This window comes from Krasilnikovia sp. MM14-A1004, from assembly GCF_047159485.1.
In the GTDB taxonomy this organism is placed as follows: Bacteria; Actinomycetota; Actinomycetes; order Mycobacteriales; family Micromonosporaceae; genus Actinoplanes.
This window is the reverse complement of the sequence record NZ_AP038773.1, coordinates 453,612-469,962: the sequence shown is the minus strand read 5'-3', so window position 1 is coordinate 469,962 and position 16,351 is coordinate 453,612. Positions and strand designations below refer to the sequence as shown.

The following is a 16,351-nucleotide window of genomic DNA, read 5'->3' as shown; positions in this document are numbered from 1 at the left end:
TGAACCGAGGGCGCGCTTCATGGCCCCCGAAGCGGGCAGACCGCCTGGACCACGGACGCGGCTCACGCCTCCTGCACCCCGGCTGCGACCCCTATACCGCCAGCGCGGCCCACGTCTCCTTCGCCGGGGCATCGGCGCCCGCGGGGCAGGTGCGCCGGAAGTCGCACCACGCGCACAGCGATCCCGGCCGGACCGGGAACTCGGCGTCGGGGTCGCCGCCGGCCTCGACCGCCTTCTCCGCGGCGACGATGTCGCGGGCCGTGTCCTCGGCGCGAGCCAGCTGGCGGGCCAGTGAGTCGTCGGTGTGCTCGTGGACGGCGACCCTGCCGGTGGGCAGGTGGTGCAACTCGACGCGGCGACACGGGCGGCGGAACACCCGTTGCGCCGCGAACGCGTACAGCGCCAGGGCCCGCGAGCCGCGGGCATCGTCGGGGCCCAGCTCGGCCCGTCCGGTCTTGTAGTCCACGATGACCGCTTCGGGACCCGCGGGACCGGGCCGGGCGTCGATCCGGTCCGCGCGACCGTTGAACGCCAGCACGGCCGTCCGGGCGGCGACCACGCGCTCCACCCCGAGCGGTTCGTCGGCCGGGTCGAGGGTGGCCACGTAGGACTCGAGCCAGTCGAGCGCCCGCCGGTGCGCCTGTCGCTCCTGCTCGGTGTCGCGGTAGCCCTCCCCCACCCACGTCGAGGTGAGCAGTGTGGGTAGCGCCTCAGGACCGCGGCGCGTCGCGGGCAGGGCGTACCAGTTCTTCAGGGCCGTGTGGACGCTCGCGCCGAGCGAGTTGTGCGCCCACGGCGGTCCCTTCTGCGGGGCGGGGCGGTCGACGTACGAATAGCGGTATCGGCGTGGGCAGTCCTCGTAGGCCGCGAGCTTGCTGGGGGTGCACACGAAGAGACGCTCGGGCATGCCGGCGAAGCCCAGCTGCTCGTGGGCGGGCTTGCCCGGGCCGGACCGGGCAGCACCCGACCGGCCCGCGCTACCCGACCGCCCAGCGCCGGGTCGACCTCGGCGCGGCTGGCCCGGACCGAGCTGACCCGGTAGGGCCTGCGCGCCGGGCCGCCCCGACGCGGCGGCCGGGCTGGGCTCAGCAGCCGGGCTGGGCTCAGCAGCCGGGCTGGGCTCACCGGCCGGGCTGGGCTCAACAGCCAGGCCCGAATCGGCACCTGGACCGGACTGGGCACCTGGACGGGACTGGGCAGCGGGACGGGACGGGGCACCCGGAGCGGACTGGGCACCTGGACCGGACTGGCTCGGCAGGGGGCGGTGGGGCGTCGTCGAAGACACCCGGTCATCCTGCCAGCACCGACCGACAGAATGGACTCAGGCCGAGTACAGGCGCACGAACGCGGCGACCGCGTCCGCCATGAGCTGGACCGCGATGGCCGCCAGCAGCAGACCGGCGATGCGGGTCAGCACCTCGATGCCACCGGGGCGCAGCAGCCGGACGATGACACCGGAGAAACGCAGCACCAGCCACACCGTGATCATGACGGCGAGGATGCCGAGGCCGATGACCACATAGTCCGGCGCGCCCTCGGCACGCCGTACGAAAAGCATCGTCGCGACGATCGCGCCCGGCCCGGCCAGCAGCGGGGTGCCGATCGGCACCAGGGCGACGTTGGTCGTGCTGCCCTGCTCCGAGGGTTCGTCGGTCTTGCCGGTGAGCAACTGCAGTGCCACCAGCACGAGCAGCAGGCCGCCGGCGCCCTGCAGCGCGGGCAGCTCGACGTGCAGGTAGTCGAGCAGGGTCTGGCCGGCCACGGCGAACACCACGATGACGCCGAGGGCGAGGCCCACCGCCTGGGTGCCCGCGCGGGTCCGCTGTCTGGTCGGCATGGTGCCGGTCAGCGCCAGGAAGACCGGCACCATGCCCGGCGGATCGACGATCACCAGGAGGGTCACGAAGACCTCGCCGAACAGCTTCAGATTCACGAGATCAACCTAGGCGGCCACGGAAGGACGCGGCAGGGGACTGCGCGCATCGTCACCCCAGCACGGGTACGCCGGTGGCGGCCTCCGCGATCCGCTCGAACGCCTCCGGCGCGGTCGTGAACGCGCCGAGCCGGACGGTCTTGTGGGTGCCGTGGAAGTCCGACGAGCCGGTCACGACCAGGCCGAGTCGGTCGGCGAGCGCCCGGACGTGTTCGCGTTCCTCCGGCGAGTGGTCCTCGTGGTCCGCCTCGAGCCCGAACAGGCCCGCCTCGGCGAGTTCCTCGATGAGCTTGTCCGGCACCACGCGGCCCCGGCGGGTGGCCCGCGGGTGGGCGAAGACCGGCACACCGCCGGCCGCGCGGACCGCCCTGACCGCTTCGAAGACGTCCAGATCGGCTTTGGGTACGAAGTACCGCGTACCGAGCCAGCGCGACGCGAACGCCTCGTTGGTCGTGCGGACGAGACCGGCCCGGATCAGCGCCTGGGCGATGTGCGGGCGGCCCACCGATCCGCCGGCCGCATAGCCCTGCACCTCCGGCCAGGTGATGTCCACCCCGTCGGCGCGCAGGAGTTCGACGATGCGTTCGGCGCGCCGCTCGCGGTCGGTGCGCAGGAGCGCCAGGTCGGCGGCCAGCCGCGGCTCGGCGGGGTCGAACAGGTACGCCAACAGGTGCAGCGGGATCGCGGGCTGCACGCCATACCAGCGGCAGGACAGCTCGGCGCCACGGACCAGCCTCAGCCCGGCCGGTCGGGCGGCGGCCGCCGCGGCCCAGCCGCCCGTGGTGTCGTGGTCCGTGATCGCCATGACGTCGAGTCCGGCGTCGCGACCTGCGGCCATCAGCTCGGCCGGGGTCAGGGTGCCGTCGCTGGCCGTCGAGTGGCAGTGCAGGTCGATTCGGGTCACCCGAAGAAGTTAACGGGTGAGTGCACGTGGGTGACGGGGAACGTCAGGCGTCGTCGCCCGCGTCACCGTCCTTGCCGAGGCGGGCCTCGACCGCCTGCGGCTCGTACATCTCCTCGACGACGCGCAGGTACAGCTCGTTCGGGTTGGGCAGGTGCTTGACCTCACGCAACGCCTGGTCCTGGCCAGCCGACTCCAGCACGAAGGTGCCGTAGTTGAGCAGGCGACCGAGGGGGGACTGGGTGTACTTCATGTCGGTGACCCGCAGCAGCGGCATCATGGCCACCTTGCGGGTGATCATGCCGTTGACGACCATGACCCGCTTGTTGGTCAGGATGAAGCGGTCGAAATACCAGTCGAAGACACGCCAGGTCACCCACGCGATCACGCCGAGCCAGAGCAGGACGGCGGCCGTCACGAGACCGTTGATCTGCTGCCGGGTAAGGAACCCGGCGAGGTATCCGAGCAGGAGCGTGCCGCCCGCGCCGACGAGCAACGGGGTGGTCAGGTGGATCCAGTGCCGCTTCCACTCGCCGCGGTAGCGCTCGGTGGGGAACAGGTACTTGGCGACCAGGGTGGTCGGCTCGTCCTCGAGCGGCAGCACCCGGCGCGGGCCGGAGCCGGCGCCGAGACCCTCGAGTTCCTCCGCCGTGAAGACCGGGGATTCGTACTCGTCGGGGTACTCCTCCGGGCTTGACGAGCCGTAACCGGCGCTCGGCGAGTAGCCTGCGTCGGGCGAGTAGCCGGGACCGTCCGAATAGGCGGCGTCGGGGTTGTACTCCGGGCCGGAGTTGAAGGCGGGATCGTTGTATCCGAACGTCTCGTCGTCATCATGTGGACGACCCTCGCCGTCGCGCGGACGGCGGGCACCCTCGTCGTCGGGATGCCGTGGCTCACCAGGACCCATCCGGCAATGCTACGCGACGAGGTTCGTGAAGAACGTCCCGAAGCCCTGGGCGATGTCGCCGATCGTGCTGCCGAGCGATTCGAACACCGCGGCGGCCGAGTTCGGATTGAAGGCGATAAAGAAGATCAAGAATGCGATGCCAAGCCAGGTGAGTACCTTCTTGATCATGGCCTGCCTTCTTCTCCTCCGGTGCGGGTGACGGTCAGCGCCGCGACAGTACCGACGGTATCAGCTTGGTCGCTCCGTGTGAACATTGTGGCCGAATCGCCAATTCCGTTCCCGCAGGTCACGCTTTCCCGTGCAGGTACGGCGACGGCGCTCCGTACACAAGCTCGGGCGGCACCCCATCGGACAGATCGTGTAGGACGACGTGTTCGGCGAGGAAGTAGCCCGCGCTTGCCGGCCACGCTACCGCATAGAGCCACATTCCTTTCGCCTCACTCACGTAGGCGCTTCGATCCTCCGGGGACTTGACGCACCACAGTGGAGTGGGATGCCCGCCCGCCTTGACCTTGGCGTGCGGGCCCTGCGGCCCCGAGTCGGCCAGCGCCTCACTGATGAGGTGGCCGGGATCGATGCCGGGAATGCCGGCGAAGCGGGTGCCGAGGCCGACGCCGGGCTGCTCCGCGATGAGCACGAGGTCGGCCGGTCCACCGCCGAGCGGGTCGGGCCCGCTGCAGGCGAGCGCGGTCGCGCGTACCCCGCTGCGGTCGTCCCCGGCCCAGCCGACGCCCGTGACCATCCAGCCGGCCGCCAGCGGCCAGGGGCACCACAGCGGGATCCGCTCGGCCGGGGGCGCCATGCGGCGCAGGACGCTCTCCAGGATGTCGGCGCCAATGTGCTGGGCGACGTGGAACGGCGGGACCTCTCCACAGTTGTCGCAGCGCCAGTCGCTGTGCATCAGGTCCGGCGGCCGGACATGCGCACCGCATCGGGGGCAACTCACTGTGACACCCACCCCCCTACCGTGCGGGCAGGGCGGGCCGCCGTCAAGCGAATCGGCAGAACCTGGTCGCGGCGTGCGGATTCGCCCCGTCCGGGCCGGTTCGGCGGACTCCGGTCACTTCGGGGTCACTCGGGTCAGTCCGGGGTCAGTCGGGTCACCTCGGGGTCAGTCGGGTCGGTCCGGGGCCACTCGGGTCACTGCGGCGGCTGCTCTCGGGCCGGCCGCGTCACTCGGCCGGTGGACCCGCATGCGCGCGGATCCAGGCATGCATGGCGATGCCGCTGGCGACACCCGCGTTGATCGACCGCGTCGAGCCGTACTGGGCTATGGAGAACACCTGATCACAGGCCATCCGGGCGGCACCGGACAGGCCCGGCCCCTCCTGGCCGAACAGCAGCACGCAGCGCCGGGGCAGAGTCACGGTCTCCATCGCCCGGGAGCCGGGCAGATTGTCGATGCCGACGATCGGAAGTCCGTCGGCCCTGGCCCAGGCCACGAAGTCCTCGATCGTGGCGTGGTGCCGGACGTGCTGGTACCGGTCCGTGACCATGGCGCCGCGGCGGTTCCAGCGGCGTAGGCCCACGATGTGCACCTCAGCCGCGAGGAACGCGTTGGCGTTGCGGACGACCGTGCCGATGTTGAGGTCGTGCTGCCAGTTTTCGATGGCGACGTGGAAATCGTGCCGGCGCCGGTCGAGATCGGCTACGACCGCCTCGCGGCGCCAGTAGCGGTAGCGGTCGACCACGTTGCGCCGGTCGCCGGTCGCGAGAAGCTCGGGATCGTACTGCTCGCCGTCCGGCCATGGCCCGGGCCACGGCCCCACCCCGATCTCGGCGTCGTCCTCGGTCATGGGCGATCAGGCTACGGCGGCCGGCCCGGCGACGGTGTGCCGCGTCCGCGCTTCCTGTTCCCTGGCCAGCCTGTTGGCGACAGTTCCCGACCAGCCTGCCGCCACGCGCGGATGCCGGTATCGGTTGGCTGTCGGCGCCCAACTTGCCAAGATCCGGGCCCGGGGCTGCGGGGTCTGAAGGATTCCGGTGCGGGCGGGAGAACTGCTTCCCGAGCCGGGGGCAACCGGAGGCGGACGCAATGAGCGGCGGGGCCCTCCCCGGCACCCGCCGCCCACGCTCTGTTGCGGAAAAGTTTGCCTCACCGTCTGTATCGATGTGAAGAGCACGCAGGCGTGACTCAGGTCACACTTAACTTTGTTTACAGTTACCCTACGCGCAGGTCACTTTGCGGATAGGGCAGGATTGTGTCGGATGACCGACACTCCGGGCCGTCACTCACCCGAGTGCGGTCGTACAAAAGGTTGAAACATCCGAGAGCGCTCTCCCTACCGTGCGTGAAACCAACCGTGATCGCCGGATGCCGCACCGTGCCGAAGCCCACGGCGTGCCGCACTTCCGCGAGGGAATTGCCGAGGTGAACGATGGGTTTCACCGCACGTACGACACTTCCCATGGACGGAGAGATCATGGCGACCGTTAACTTGACGGCAGCGAACTTCGACGAGGCCACCGGCAAGGACGGCATCGTTCTGGTCGACTTCTGGGCCAGCTGGTGCGGGCCGTGTGTGCGGTTCGCGCCGACGTACGAGCGCTCGTCGGAGAAGCACCCCGAGATCACCTTCGGCAAGGTGGACACCGAGGCCGAGCAGGCGCTCGCCGCGAAGTTCGACATCCGCTCGATCCCCACGATCATGGCGATCCGGGACGGCGTGATCGTCTTCTCGCAGGCCGGCGCGCTCCCCGAGTCCGCCCTGGAGTCCCTGATCGACCAGGTCGAGAAGTTGGACATGGAGGACGTCCGCAAGCAGCTCGCGACACACCAGCACTGACGCTTCGCCGTACGACGAGCGGCAGCATCCCGATTCGCAGCACCCGATCCACAGCACCCCGAAGGCCCGGCGCCCGCGCACCGGGCCTTCACCGTCTCCGGTGAATATCGGCGCGGCGGATGGACAGACGAGTCGAACACATGTTCGAATAGCACCCATGCGCTGGTCCCATCTCGTGGCTCAGGAGAGCACCGCGCCCGACCCCGACACCGCGGCGCTCGTCCCTGCAGCGCTCGACCCTGCCCCGCCCGGGGCGACGGCTCCGGTGGCCCCGCCCCTGCCACTGGCGCTGCCCCGGGCCAGAGTCCGCACGTTCGACACACCGTCCTTCAGCGGATTGACGTTCTACGAGATCCAGGCCAAGTCGATCATCAACCGGGTTCCGGCTGCGTCACGGCTGCCCTTCGAGTGGACGATCAACCCGTACCGTGGCTGCTCGCATGCCTGCACGTATTGCCTCGGCGGGGACACACCCATCCTGCTGGCCGACGGCTCCACCAGACCGCTGGCCCAGATACGTGCCGGCGAAGCCGTCCTCGGCACCACGGGCGCCGGCGCCCACCGCCGGTATGTCGCCACCACCGTCCTCGCGCACTGGTCGACGACGCGGCCCGCGTACCGGGTCACCCTTGCCGACGGCACCCGGCTGGTATCCGGCGGCGAGCACCGCTTCCTGACCGACCGCGGCTGGCGCCACGTCAGCCCCGCGCGTGCCGGTTGCCCGGTCCTCGCGGTCGGGGACCGGATGGCCGGGGTCGGCCGCTTCGCGGATCCGCCCAAGGAATCACCCGACTACCGGGCGGGCTTCGTGTGTGGCCTGGTCCGCGGCGACGCGACGTGGTCCACCCGGTCCGGCACGGGTCGCCGCGCCCGATCCAGCCGCGCCGCCACCCGCGAATCGGAGCGGAGCCGGTCGTCGTGGGCAGGCGCCGACGACCTCGGCTCCCGTCCGGGCGGACGCGCCGCCGGTGCCTGGGAGCGTGCCGACGCGTACCTGGAGGACGTCGCACTGCACGAGGCGCTGCGCTGGCCCGAATGCCCGACCGGTGACTGGCACCGCGGCTTCCTGGCGGGCGCGTTCGGCGCCACCGGCCACGCCCAGCGCCTCGCGGTCGCCTTCACCAGCCACGACGAGGCGTTCCTGCGCCGGGTCACGGAGGCGCTGACGCACCTGGGCCTGCCCAGCCGCCGCACGCCCGGCGTCCGCGGGGGCCCGTCCACCGCCGAGCTGGGCCGTGACCTCTGGTCCGCGCTGCGGTTCCGGCACGCCACCGGAGCCGACACGGCACCGCTGGACGCGTCCGGGATCGGCGTGCGCACCGACGCCCGCCTCACCGTCGTGGACATCGAGGAGCTCGGCCTCACCCTGCCGCTGTACGACCTCACCACCGGCACGGGGGACTTCCTCGCGGACGGCGTGGTGAGCCACAACTGCTTCGCCCGCAACACACATACCTACCTGGACCTGGACGCCGGCCGCGACTTCGACACCAGGATCGTGGTCAAGGTCAACGCGGGGGAACTCGTCCGCCGGGAGTTGGCCGCCGCCACCTGGCGCGGCGCACCCATCGCGATGGGCACCAACGTGGACGTCTACCAACGTGCCGAAGGGCGGTACCGGCTGATGCCGCCGATCCTCGCCGCGTTGCGAGACTTCGCGAATCCCTTCTCGATCCTCACCAAGGGGACCCTCATCCTGCGGGACCTGGAGCTGCTCAAGCAGGCCGCCGAGGTCGCCCCGGTCGGACTGTCCTTCTCGATCGGCTTCGTCGATGAGCGGATCTGGCGCTCCGTCGAACCGGGCACCCCCAGCCCGAGGCGCCGGCTGGACGCGGTACGTGCCCTCACCGACGCCGGCTTCGCGGTCGGCGTGCTGATGGCCCCGATCCTGCCCGGCCTCACCGACACGGAGGAGTCGATCGAGGAGACGGTGGCCGCGATCGCCGGGGCCGGAGCGGTGAGCGTGACACCCTTGGCCCTGCACCTGCGACGCGGCGCCCGCGAGTGGTATGCGGCCTGGCTCACCCGCGAGCATCCGGAGCTGGCGCCACGCTACCGGGAGCTTTACGGGGCCGGGTCCCACCTGCCCCGGGCGACGCAGGCAGAGATCGCCGCCCGGGTCCGGCTGGCCGCTCGCCGCCACGGACTGCACCGCCCGGATCCGGCCGAGTCCCACCAGGTGGACGGCGGCGACGGCGATCGGCCACCGGGCGCGGCGGCCGGCTCCGCACCGCGCGGCGGCCGGGTCGTGCATCGGACGTCACAGGCGGAGGTGGAACAGCTCACCCTGCTCTGATCCGTCGATAGAGTCGGACCATGCGCAGTGCACGGCAGATCCTGGCCGACGCGAAGGTGATCGCGGTCGTGGGCGCCTCACGGGACCCTGGGAAGCCGGCCCACTCGGTGCCGCTGCACATGCTCCGACACGGCTGGCACGTCATCCCGGTCAACCCGTTCGTTGACGAGGTGTTCGGGCAGCGGGCCTACCGGACGCTGGCCGATATCCGGGAGCCGGTCGACCTCGTCGACATCTTCCGGCCGGCCGCCGACGCGGTCGAGATCGTGCGGCAGGCGATCGCCGCCAAGATTCCCGCGGTGTGGCTGCAGAGCGGCATCGTCTCCGCCGAAGCGCGCCGGATCGCCACCGAGGCGGGACTCGACTACGTCGAGGACCGCTGCGTCATGGTCGAACGCGCCGCCGCGGGTCTCACCCGCCAGGCCTGAACGGTTAGCCGGGCGACCGACGCCAAGCGCGGATGTCGCCGGCCTCGACTCGACTAGTACGGTGCCGGTTACACGAGGAGGACCCTGACATGACTTATCCGCCGCCCGGCGGCACGCCGGATCCATACCAGCCGCAGCAGCCCTACGAGCAGCCGAACCCCTACGCCTCGGACCCGTATGCGGCCCCGGCCAGCGGTGCACCGGCCAGCGGGCAGCCGTACCTTCCGCCGACGAGCAGCCAGCCGTACCCCCCGCAGGCGTACGGGCAGCAACCGCAATACGGACAGCAGCCGTACGGGCAGCCGCAATACGGGCAGCAACCGTACGGCGCTCAGCCGTACGCACAGCCCTACGCGGCCGGACAGAGCACCAACACCATGGCGATCCTGGCGCTGGTCTTCGCGTTCGTCTTCTCGCCCGCCGCGATCGTCCTGGGTCACGTGGCGAAGAAGCAGATTCGGGAGACCGGTGAGGGCGGGGAGGGTCTGGCGACGGCCGGCCTGTGGCTCGGCTACATCTTCACCATCCTGCCCCTGCTGTTCTGCCTCGGGGCCATCATCATCGGCGCTGCCACCAGCAGCACCAGCACGTACTGACCCGGCGGCCCGGTCGACCAGGGGCAATCCCGGGTCGACCGGAGGCCGGGCGCTGTCGCGACGCCCGGGTCAGCGGAATTCGGCCTCGCGGACGCTGTTGCCGCCGTCCACGACCAGCATCTGACCCGTGATGTACGACGCGGCCGGCGAACACAGGAACGCGATCGCCGCGGCCACCTCGTCCGGGGTGCCGGGACGGCCGATCGGGGTGCCGAGCCCCTGCTTGATCTCGGTGACCGTGGACGCCGCCGTGTAGATCGTTCCGGGGGCGACACAGTTGACGTTCACGCCGTCCGCGACGAGCTCCATGGCCAGGGCTCGGGTGAGGCCCAGCACCCCGGCCTTCGCCGCGGCGTACGCGGCTTCGGTGGGCAGGGCGTTGATCGGACCGGCCGTGGCGGCCAGGTTGACGATCCGACCCCACCCACGCTCGCACATGCTGCCCACGAACGCCCGGCTGCACAGGAACGCGGTGCTCAGGTTCCGATCGATCTCGGCACGCCACTCGTCGTAGGTCAGCTGGGCTACTGGACGCAGCACCTCGGGACTGGTCCGGCTGGCCAGCCCGGCGTTGTTGACCAGCACCTCGATGTCGCCGAGCTGATCGGAGATGGCGTCGGCCAGCGCGCCCACCTCGGCCTCGTCGGTGAGGTCGGCGACGAAGCCGGTGACCCCGAGTTCCGAGGCGCGGTCGTGGATGCGGCGCGTGGTGGACACGATCGCCACCCGGGCGCCGAGGTCGCGCAGCCGCCTGGCGGTCGCGTACCCGATGCCGTCCGGGCTGCCCGCGCCCGTGACCAGCGCGACCTTCCCGTCGAGGCGCAAGGTCACTGGAGCCTCCTCGGGCGAGGCGTCCGGCTCGTCCGCGGGGAGCGCGGCCGGGCGTTCCACGGCGAGGTCCGCGTCGGTGTCGGCGGCGGCCGTCGTGGCGCGGGGGCGGCGGCCCGCCGCGGGGCGCGTGGCGTCCTTCCGTGACCGGCTGCCGCTGACCGAACGTGCGTCATAGACCATGCGGCGATCCTGCCCGCTTGCGCTTTCTGGGGCAAACATCGACGTCACCGTGGCGCGCCAGAATTGACACCGCGGCGCGCCGGTCACCCTGAGTGGTCGCGGCGGTTCGTTATCCGCGTGTTCATCTTGTCATCGACGCCCCATGCGGCGGGGCGGGTGAACCACGACCACGCCGAGGCACGCCTGCAGACTGAGCGCGGCCGCGGGCGGGCGATCACCGGGGCGAGGGGTCGGCGGCGTCGGCCAGCGACGCGGTCGCGTCCCGCTCGCCGCGGCGCAGGCCCGCGCCGAGCACGACCACCGCGACACCCACCAGCAGCAGTGCGATGCCGGGCAGGGCTCCGGCGCGGGGCACCTGGCCGAGCCAGACCCAGGCGATCAGTGCCGCGCCGGGTACCTCCAGCAGGATCAGCACGCTGACCGTGGTGGCCGAGGTGCGGTGCAGCGCGTAGTTGAACATCGAGTGGCCGAGCAGCTGGGCACCCACCACGAGGGCGAGGATCGCGGCCCAGGTACCAGGGTCGTACCCGGTCAGCGGGAGCCGGGCGGCCAGGCAGACCACCAGCAGCAGCCCGGCGCAGGTGCCGTAACAGATCCACGTGTACGTGGTGGTGGTCAGCCGGGTTCGGGCCCGCTCCCCCAGCGCGGTGTAGACGGCCGCGAACAGGCCGCCGAGCAGGGCCAGCACGTCCGCGGCGACGGCCCGGCCGGAGACGCCGACGTCGGCACCGGTGGCCCAGGCGGCGCCCGCCACGGCCAGCGCGATGCCGCACCAGCCCGCCACGGTGGGGCGCCGGCCCTGCGCGGCGGCGATCAGGCCCTGCCATACCGGCTGGGTGGCCACGAGCGCGGTCGCGGTGGCCACGGAGCCGAGCTGGACGCTCGGCATCCAGGTGGCGAAGTGCGCGGCGAGCGCGGCACCGGCCAGCAGGCAGAACATGCCGTCCCGGCGGCGTACGCCGCGGAGCACGTCGCGCAGCTCGGCGCGGCGCGGGCCCCAAGCGACAGGGGTCAATGCGAGGGCGGCCAGGCCGTTGCGCCAGAATGCCACGGCCAGCGCGGGTGCCGCCGCGAACTTGATCAACGGCGCAGACGAGGAGACGGCCAGCACCGCCACGGTGAGCGCGACGACGGTGGGCAGGTTCGATGAATGGCGCGATGAGGGCATGGCTCAGTTCCGCCGCTGACATGACCCGGACTGCCGCGTCACAATTTGTGAACCTCCATTGAGCGCAGAGTAAATCGGTGGCTACGCTCACCGACGGTTCCGGCCCCTGTTCGTTTTCTCGATGTAACTCTCTCGATGCCCGGAGGCTGATCGGCATGCCCGCATACGGTGCGGTCGTGTTTGACTTCTTCGGTACGCTGACCCGCTCCGTCCGGCGCGGGCCACAGCATGCCGCCATCGCCCGCTTCCTCGGCTGCGACCCCGACGTCGTCGTGGGCGTACTCGATCGGTCGTTCCGGGCCCGGGCCCGGGGACTCTTCGGATCCGCCGAGGACACCCTAGGGTGGGTGATCGAGCAGGCGGGCGGCCACCCCGGCCCGGGCCAGCTGGCAGCCGCTATGCCGGCCCGGATCAACGCCCTGCGTGCCGATACCCGGCTGCGCGCGGACGCGGTGAGCGCTCTCATGAAGTTACGCCGCCGCGGGCTCGCCACCGCCCTGGTCAGCGACTGCACCCACGAACTGCCCGCTTTTCTGCCCACCCTGCCCGTGGCCCGTCTGCTCGACGCCCAGGTGTTCTCGGTGGAACTGGGCGTCTGCAAGCCGGACCCCCGGATCTACCTGGCCGCCTGCGACCGCCTCGGCGTGGCGCCCCGGGACTGTCTGTACGTCGGGGACGGCGGCAGCCGCGAGCTGACCGGAGCCGAGGCGGTCGGCATGACCGCCGTCCGGCTGGCCGCACCCGACCTGGCCGACCACCTCGTCTTCGACCACGACGACGGCTTCACCGGCGCGACCGTCTCCTCGCTGACCGAGATCGTGAATCTGGTCGACCGTCACCCCGTCCTGGTCTGAGCACTTCCGACCGCGGCCGTGAAACGCCGACCGGCCGGGCCACGGCGCCGATGACGGCCATCCCGCACCGCAAGAGCGCAGCCTTTGCGGATCTTGATGAGTTTCGGTTCGGCGCTGACCCGAAGTCATCAACTTCGGCGCGAGCAGGGTGCGGGAGGCGGCGGGGTGGGTGACAGGATGGGTCTGTGACAGCTGCGCTCGTGGAGGAGGCCGTCAAGAAGGCGGCCGTGGCCTGGATCAGTGTCGGGGACGGCCCGGCCCGCGCTCTGTGGTGCCTGCCCCTGGACGGGGCACTGATCGTGGTGTGCGGCCCCGGCGAGCAGTCGGCGCCGGAGCTGGCCGACGCGACCCGCGCCACCGTACGGCTGCGCGGCGACACCGGCGGCCTGATCGTGATCTGGGAGGCGGCCGCCGCCCGGATCGCCCCCGGCTCGGACGACTGGGCGGAGGTCGCGCCGCAGCTCGCCGCCAAGCGGCTCAATGCCTCGGGTACGGCCGAGGAGGTGGTCGCCCGCTGGGAGCGTGACGGCTGCGCGATCGTCCGGCTCACCACCGCCGGGGAGCAACCGGTCGCCGCGCCCGCCCTGCCCGACGGCGCACAGTCCGCACCACCGAGGGAGACCCCGGCCCGCGTCCCGGTCCGCCGCCCGTTCCGGCTGCACCGAGTCCGCCGCCGCTGAGCCGCCAGGCGGTACCGACCCCGCTGAGCCGGCGGCTCGGGCTGGCGGGGTGGGGGCGACCCGACGGTTCAGCCGCGGAACGGCGGGACGGCGATCTCGCCCCGCGCCACGGGCACCACGTGCCCGGAGACGGTGGCCCGAGTCGCGGCTCCGGCCTCCGCCGTGACCGTGCACGCCAGCAGCGACGGCCGGTGCATCTCGATCCCCTGGTGCACGGTGTACGCGGCGGTGCCGTCCCCCGGCAGCCACCCCGCCGCGACCAGCCACACCCCGAGCCCGAGCGCCGCCGATCCGGTGGCCGGATCCTCCGGCACCGACACCCCGGGGCAGAACACCCGGGCGTACGCCGAGCGCTGCGCGTCGTCCCAGGCGAATACGCTTATTTGGGACACCCCGAGCCGTTCCGCGGCGCCCTCATCCACCCGGGCGCGGGCGAGGGCTTCCCGGCGTACCGGAAGGAACGCGAACTCCAGGCCGCACCCGGCGAGGCGCGGCGCCGCCTGCCCGGCCAGGTCGTCGGCGGTGAGCCCGGCCATGGCCAGCAGCGGCGCCGGATCCATCGGCGCGCCCAGCGTCGGGGTGCCACCGGTGAGCGTGGCCGACCCGTCCTCGGTGACCTCGACCGGCAGCGGCCCGGCCCCGCACTCCTGCACGAGGGAGCCGGGTGCGGCCAGGCCCCGGCGTACGGAGGTCACCGCGGCGCCGACGCTGGGGTGACCGGCGAACGGCAGCTCCGCCTCGGGGGTGAAGATGCGGGCACGGTAACTGCCGCCGGACTCGGCGGGCAGCACGAACACCGTCTCGGAGAGGTTGAACTCGCGGGCCAGCGCCTGCATCTGGTCACCGGCGAGGGACTCGGCTCCGAAGACGACCGCCAACGGGTTCCCCGCGAACGGACGATCGGTGAATACGTCCACGATCTCGTACACCACGGTAGACATGTCCCGACGCTAACCTAGGCTGAACCCGTGACCATGGGGACGAGGGTGTATCTCGCGCGATTGGCCGCGCTGCCCGTGTTCGATCCCAACGGCGACCGCGTGGGCCGGGTCCGCGACGCCGTGGTCCGCCTGCGCACCACGAACCGTCCGCCGCAGGTCGTGGGCCTGGTCGCCGAGATGGCCCTGCGTCGGCGGATCTTCCTGCCGATCGGCCGGGTGACCTCGATGGACGCCGAGGCGGTGGTGCTCGGCACCGGCACGCTGAACCTGCGCCGGTTCGAGAAGCGGCAGAACGAGCTGCTGATCCTGGGCGACCTGTTGGACCGCCGGGTGACAGTGCTGCCCGAGGACGGCGAGGGCACCGGCCAGTCCGGCACCGTCGTGGACCTCGGCATGGAGCTGAACCGCAACAACGAGTGGCTGATCACCCGCGTCGCGGTCCGCGAGCACACCGGGCGGCTCGCCCGCCGCGGACACGTCTACCAGGTCGAGTACGACCGGGTGCGTGGCCTGGTCGGCCCCACGGACGCCCAGGGCACCTCGAACCTGCTGGCCCTGCTGGAGCAGATGCGCCCCGCGGACATGGCCAACGCGCTGCAGGACCTCTCCGACGCCCGGCGCAACGAGGTGGCGGCCGCGCTCAGCGACCGCACGCTGGCCGACGTCATGGAGGAGCTGCCGGAGCACGACCAGGTGGAGATCCTGGCCCGGCTGGACCGGGAGCGGGCGGCCGACGTACTCGAACGGATGGACCCGGACGACGCCGCGGACCTGCTGGCCGAGCTGCCCAAGGCCGAGCAGGTCGTGCTGCTCGACCTGATGGAGCCCGAGGAGGCCGCCCCGGTCCGCCAGCTGATGAGCTACCGGCCGGGCACGGCGGGCAGCGTGATGACCTCGGAGCCGGTGATCCTCACCCCCGACGCGACAGTGGCCGAGGCGCTGGCCCGCATCCGCAGCCCCGAGCTGTCTCCGGTCGTCGCGGCGCAGGTGTTCGTGGCGCGGGCTCCGTCCGCGACGCCGACCGGCAAGTACCTGGGCATGGTGCACTTCCAGCGGCTACTCCGGGAGCCGCCGGCCACGCTGCTCGGCGGAATCGTGGACAACGACCTCGACCCGCTGCCGCCGCAGGCCACCCTGCCGGAGATCACCAAGCGGATGGCGACGTACGACCTGGTCGCCTGGCCGGTGGTGGATCCGGCGCACCGGTTGCTCGGCGCGGTGACGGTCGACGACGTGCTCGACCACTCGCTGCCGCGCGACTGGCGTGACCGGGACGCCCCGGACGACGAGCCAGCACCGGGCGTAGCGGCCGTCATCCTGCCGAGGCTCAGCGATGAGTGAGCCTCGGCGCGACCGGCTCGACCAGCCGGTCGAGCCGGGCCGGGTCCGCCTGCCCCGCTTCGACCCGGAGGCGTTCGGGCGCTGGTCGGAGAGCATCGCCCGCTACATGGGTACGGCGAAGTTCATCGTCTACATGACCGTGGTCATCGGTCTGTGGTTCGCGTGGAACACGATGGCGCCGAAGAACCTGCGGTTCGACCCGTACACGTTCACGTTCCTGACGCTGGTGCTGTCGCTGCAGGCGTCGTACGCGGCACCACTGATCCTGTTGGCGCAGAACCGGCAGGCCGACCGGGACCGCCTGGCGATGGAGGAGGACCGGCGCCGGGCGGCCATGCAGAAGGCCGACACGGAGTACCTGGCCCGGGAGATCGCGGCGCTGCGGATCGCACTGGGCGAGGTGGCGACCCGTGACTTCGTCCGTTCGGAGCTGGCCCGGCTGGCCGACGAGCTGGACGAGGCGGCGGCCCGCCGGGCGAAGCTGGACCGGCGCGACCAGGACGTCTGAC

18 protein-coding genes are annotated in these 16,351 nt (G+C 71.8%); 8 read left to right on the top strand and 10 right to left on the bottom strand.

The genetic code is table 11. The features are described from left to right. Nucleotides 1-91 precede the first annotated feature (91 nt). The 7 genes from ACMCNN_RS02285 to ACMCNN_RS02255 form a co-directional block, all read right to left on the bottom strand. Complete coding sequence (locus ACMCNN_RS02285; RefSeq protein WP_412744512.1) at nucleotides 92-907, bottom strand: RecB family exonuclease; 816 nt, start codon at nucleotides 905-907, stop codon at nucleotides 92-94. Nucleotides 908-1,321: 414 nt separating this feature from the next. Then, nucleotides 1,322-1,933, bottom strand: a complete 612-nt coding sequence (locus ACMCNN_RS02280) for a MarC family protein (RefSeq protein WP_412744511.1) — start codon at nucleotides 1,931-1,933, stop codon at nucleotides 1,322-1,324. Nucleotides 1,934-1,985: 52 nt separating this feature from the next. Beyond that, complete coding sequence (locus ACMCNN_RS02275) at nucleotides 1,986-2,837, bottom strand: PHP domain-containing protein (protein ID WP_412744510.1); 852 nt, start codon at nucleotides 2,835-2,837, stop codon at nucleotides 1,986-1,988. A gap of 43 nt (nucleotides 2,838-2,880) precedes the next feature. After that, a complete protein-coding gene (locus ACMCNN_RS02270) occupies nucleotides 2,881-3,741 on the bottom strand; it encodes a PH domain-containing protein (RefSeq protein WP_412744509.1) in 861 nt (286 codons plus the stop codon). 9 nt (nucleotides 3,742-3,750) lie between these two features. Next, nucleotides 3,751-3,909: a hypothetical protein gene (locus ACMCNN_RS02265; protein ID WP_412744508.1), complete on the bottom strand. Its 159-nt coding sequence runs from the start codon at nucleotides 3,907-3,909 to the stop codon at nucleotides 3,751-3,753. A 118-nt stretch (nucleotides 3,910-4,027) separates the two neighbouring features. After that, nucleotides 4,028-4,687 carry a DUF6758 family protein gene (locus tag ACMCNN_RS02260; RefSeq protein WP_412744507.1) on the bottom strand — a complete coding sequence of 220 codons (660 nt, stop codon included), beginning with the start codon at nucleotides 4,685-4,687 and terminating at the stop codon, nucleotides 4,028-4,030. Nucleotides 4,688-4,913: 226 nt separating this feature from the next. Beyond that, nucleotides 4,914-5,537: a TrmH family RNA methyltransferase gene (locus ACMCNN_RS02255; protein ID WP_412744506.1), complete on the bottom strand. Its 624-nt coding sequence runs from the start codon at nucleotides 5,535-5,537 to the stop codon at nucleotides 4,914-4,916. 627 nt (nucleotides 5,538-6,164) lie between these two features. Between ACMCNN_RS02255 and trxA the strand changes: the two genes are divergently transcribed. From trxA to ACMCNN_RS02235, 4 genes are all read left to right on the top strand, one after another. Beyond that, nucleotides 6,165-6,527 (top strand): thioredoxin, encoded by a 363-nt coding sequence (gene trxA, locus ACMCNN_RS02250; protein WP_412744505.1) that lies wholly within the window; start codon nucleotides 6,165-6,167, stop codon nucleotides 6,525-6,527. 157 nt (nucleotides 6,528-6,684) lie between these two features. After that, a complete protein-coding gene (locus ACMCNN_RS02245) occupies nucleotides 6,685-8,823 on the top strand; it encodes an intein-containing Rv2578c family radical SAM protein (protein ID WP_412744504.1) in 2,139 nt (712 codons plus the stop codon). A gap of 20 nt (nucleotides 8,824-8,843) precedes the next feature. Further along, nucleotides 8,844-9,251 (top strand): CoA-binding protein, encoded by a 408-nt coding sequence (locus tag ACMCNN_RS02240; RefSeq protein ID WP_412744503.1) that lies wholly within the window; start codon nucleotides 8,844-8,846, stop codon nucleotides 9,249-9,251. An 89-nt stretch (nucleotides 9,252-9,340) separates the two neighbouring features. Beyond that, nucleotides 9,341-9,847, top strand: coding sequence for a DUF4190 domain-containing protein (locus ACMCNN_RS02235; RefSeq protein WP_412744502.1), 507 nt, complete (start codon nucleotides 9,341-9,343; stop codon nucleotides 9,845-9,847). Nucleotides 9,848-9,916: 69 nt separating this feature from the next. Here ACMCNN_RS02235 and ACMCNN_RS02230 read toward each other — a convergent pair whose 3' ends face one another. Both ACMCNN_RS02230 and ACMCNN_RS02225 read right to left on the bottom strand, forming a co-directional pair. Further along, nucleotides 9,917-10,858 carry an SDR family NAD(P)-dependent oxidoreductase gene (locus tag ACMCNN_RS02230; protein WP_412744501.1) on the bottom strand — a complete coding sequence of 314 codons (942 nt, stop codon included), beginning with the start codon at nucleotides 10,856-10,858 and terminating at the stop codon, nucleotides 9,917-9,919. A 214-nt stretch (nucleotides 10,859-11,072) separates the two neighbouring features. Further along, on the bottom strand, nucleotides 11,073-12,026 hold the full coding sequence (locus tag ACMCNN_RS02225; protein WP_412744500.1) for a DMT family transporter: 954 nt from the start codon (nucleotides 12,024-12,026) through the stop codon (nucleotides 11,073-11,075). Nucleotides 12,027-12,181: 155 nt separating this feature from the next. Between ACMCNN_RS02225 and ACMCNN_RS02220 the strand changes: the two genes are divergently transcribed. Both ACMCNN_RS02220 and ACMCNN_RS02215 read left to right on the top strand, forming a co-directional pair. Then, a complete protein-coding gene (locus ACMCNN_RS02220) occupies nucleotides 12,182-12,880 on the top strand; it encodes an HAD family hydrolase (RefSeq protein ID WP_412744499.1) in 699 nt (232 codons plus the stop codon). 185 nt (nucleotides 12,881-13,065) lie between these two features. Continuing rightward, nucleotides 13,066-13,560 carry a hypothetical protein gene (locus ACMCNN_RS02215; protein ID WP_412744498.1) on the top strand — a complete coding sequence of 165 codons (495 nt, stop codon included), beginning with the start codon at nucleotides 13,066-13,068 and terminating at the stop codon, nucleotides 13,558-13,560. A 68-nt stretch (nucleotides 13,561-13,628) separates the two neighbouring features. Here ACMCNN_RS02215 and ACMCNN_RS02210 read toward each other — a convergent pair whose 3' ends face one another. Continuing rightward, nucleotides 13,629-14,501, bottom strand: a complete 873-nt coding sequence (locus ACMCNN_RS02210; protein ID WP_412744497.1) for a PhzF family phenazine biosynthesis protein — start codon at nucleotides 14,499-14,501, stop codon at nucleotides 13,629-13,631. A 27-nt stretch (nucleotides 14,502-14,528) separates the two neighbouring features. Here ACMCNN_RS02210 and ACMCNN_RS02205 point away from each other — a divergent pair, with 27 nt between their 5' ends. Then, complete coding sequence (locus tag ACMCNN_RS02205) at nucleotides 14,529-15,842, top strand: magnesium transporter MgtE N-terminal domain-containing protein (protein ID WP_412744496.1); 1,314 nt, start codon at nucleotides 14,529-14,531, stop codon at nucleotides 15,840-15,842. Then, entirely contained in the window at nucleotides 15,835-16,350 is a 516-nt protein-coding gene (locus ACMCNN_RS02200) for a DUF1003 domain-containing protein (protein ID WP_412744495.1), read from the top strand. The genes ACMCNN_RS02205 and ACMCNN_RS02200 overlap by 8 nt, the downstream gene beginning before the upstream one ends. The last annotated feature ends 1 nt before the right edge of the window (nucleotide 16,351 follow it).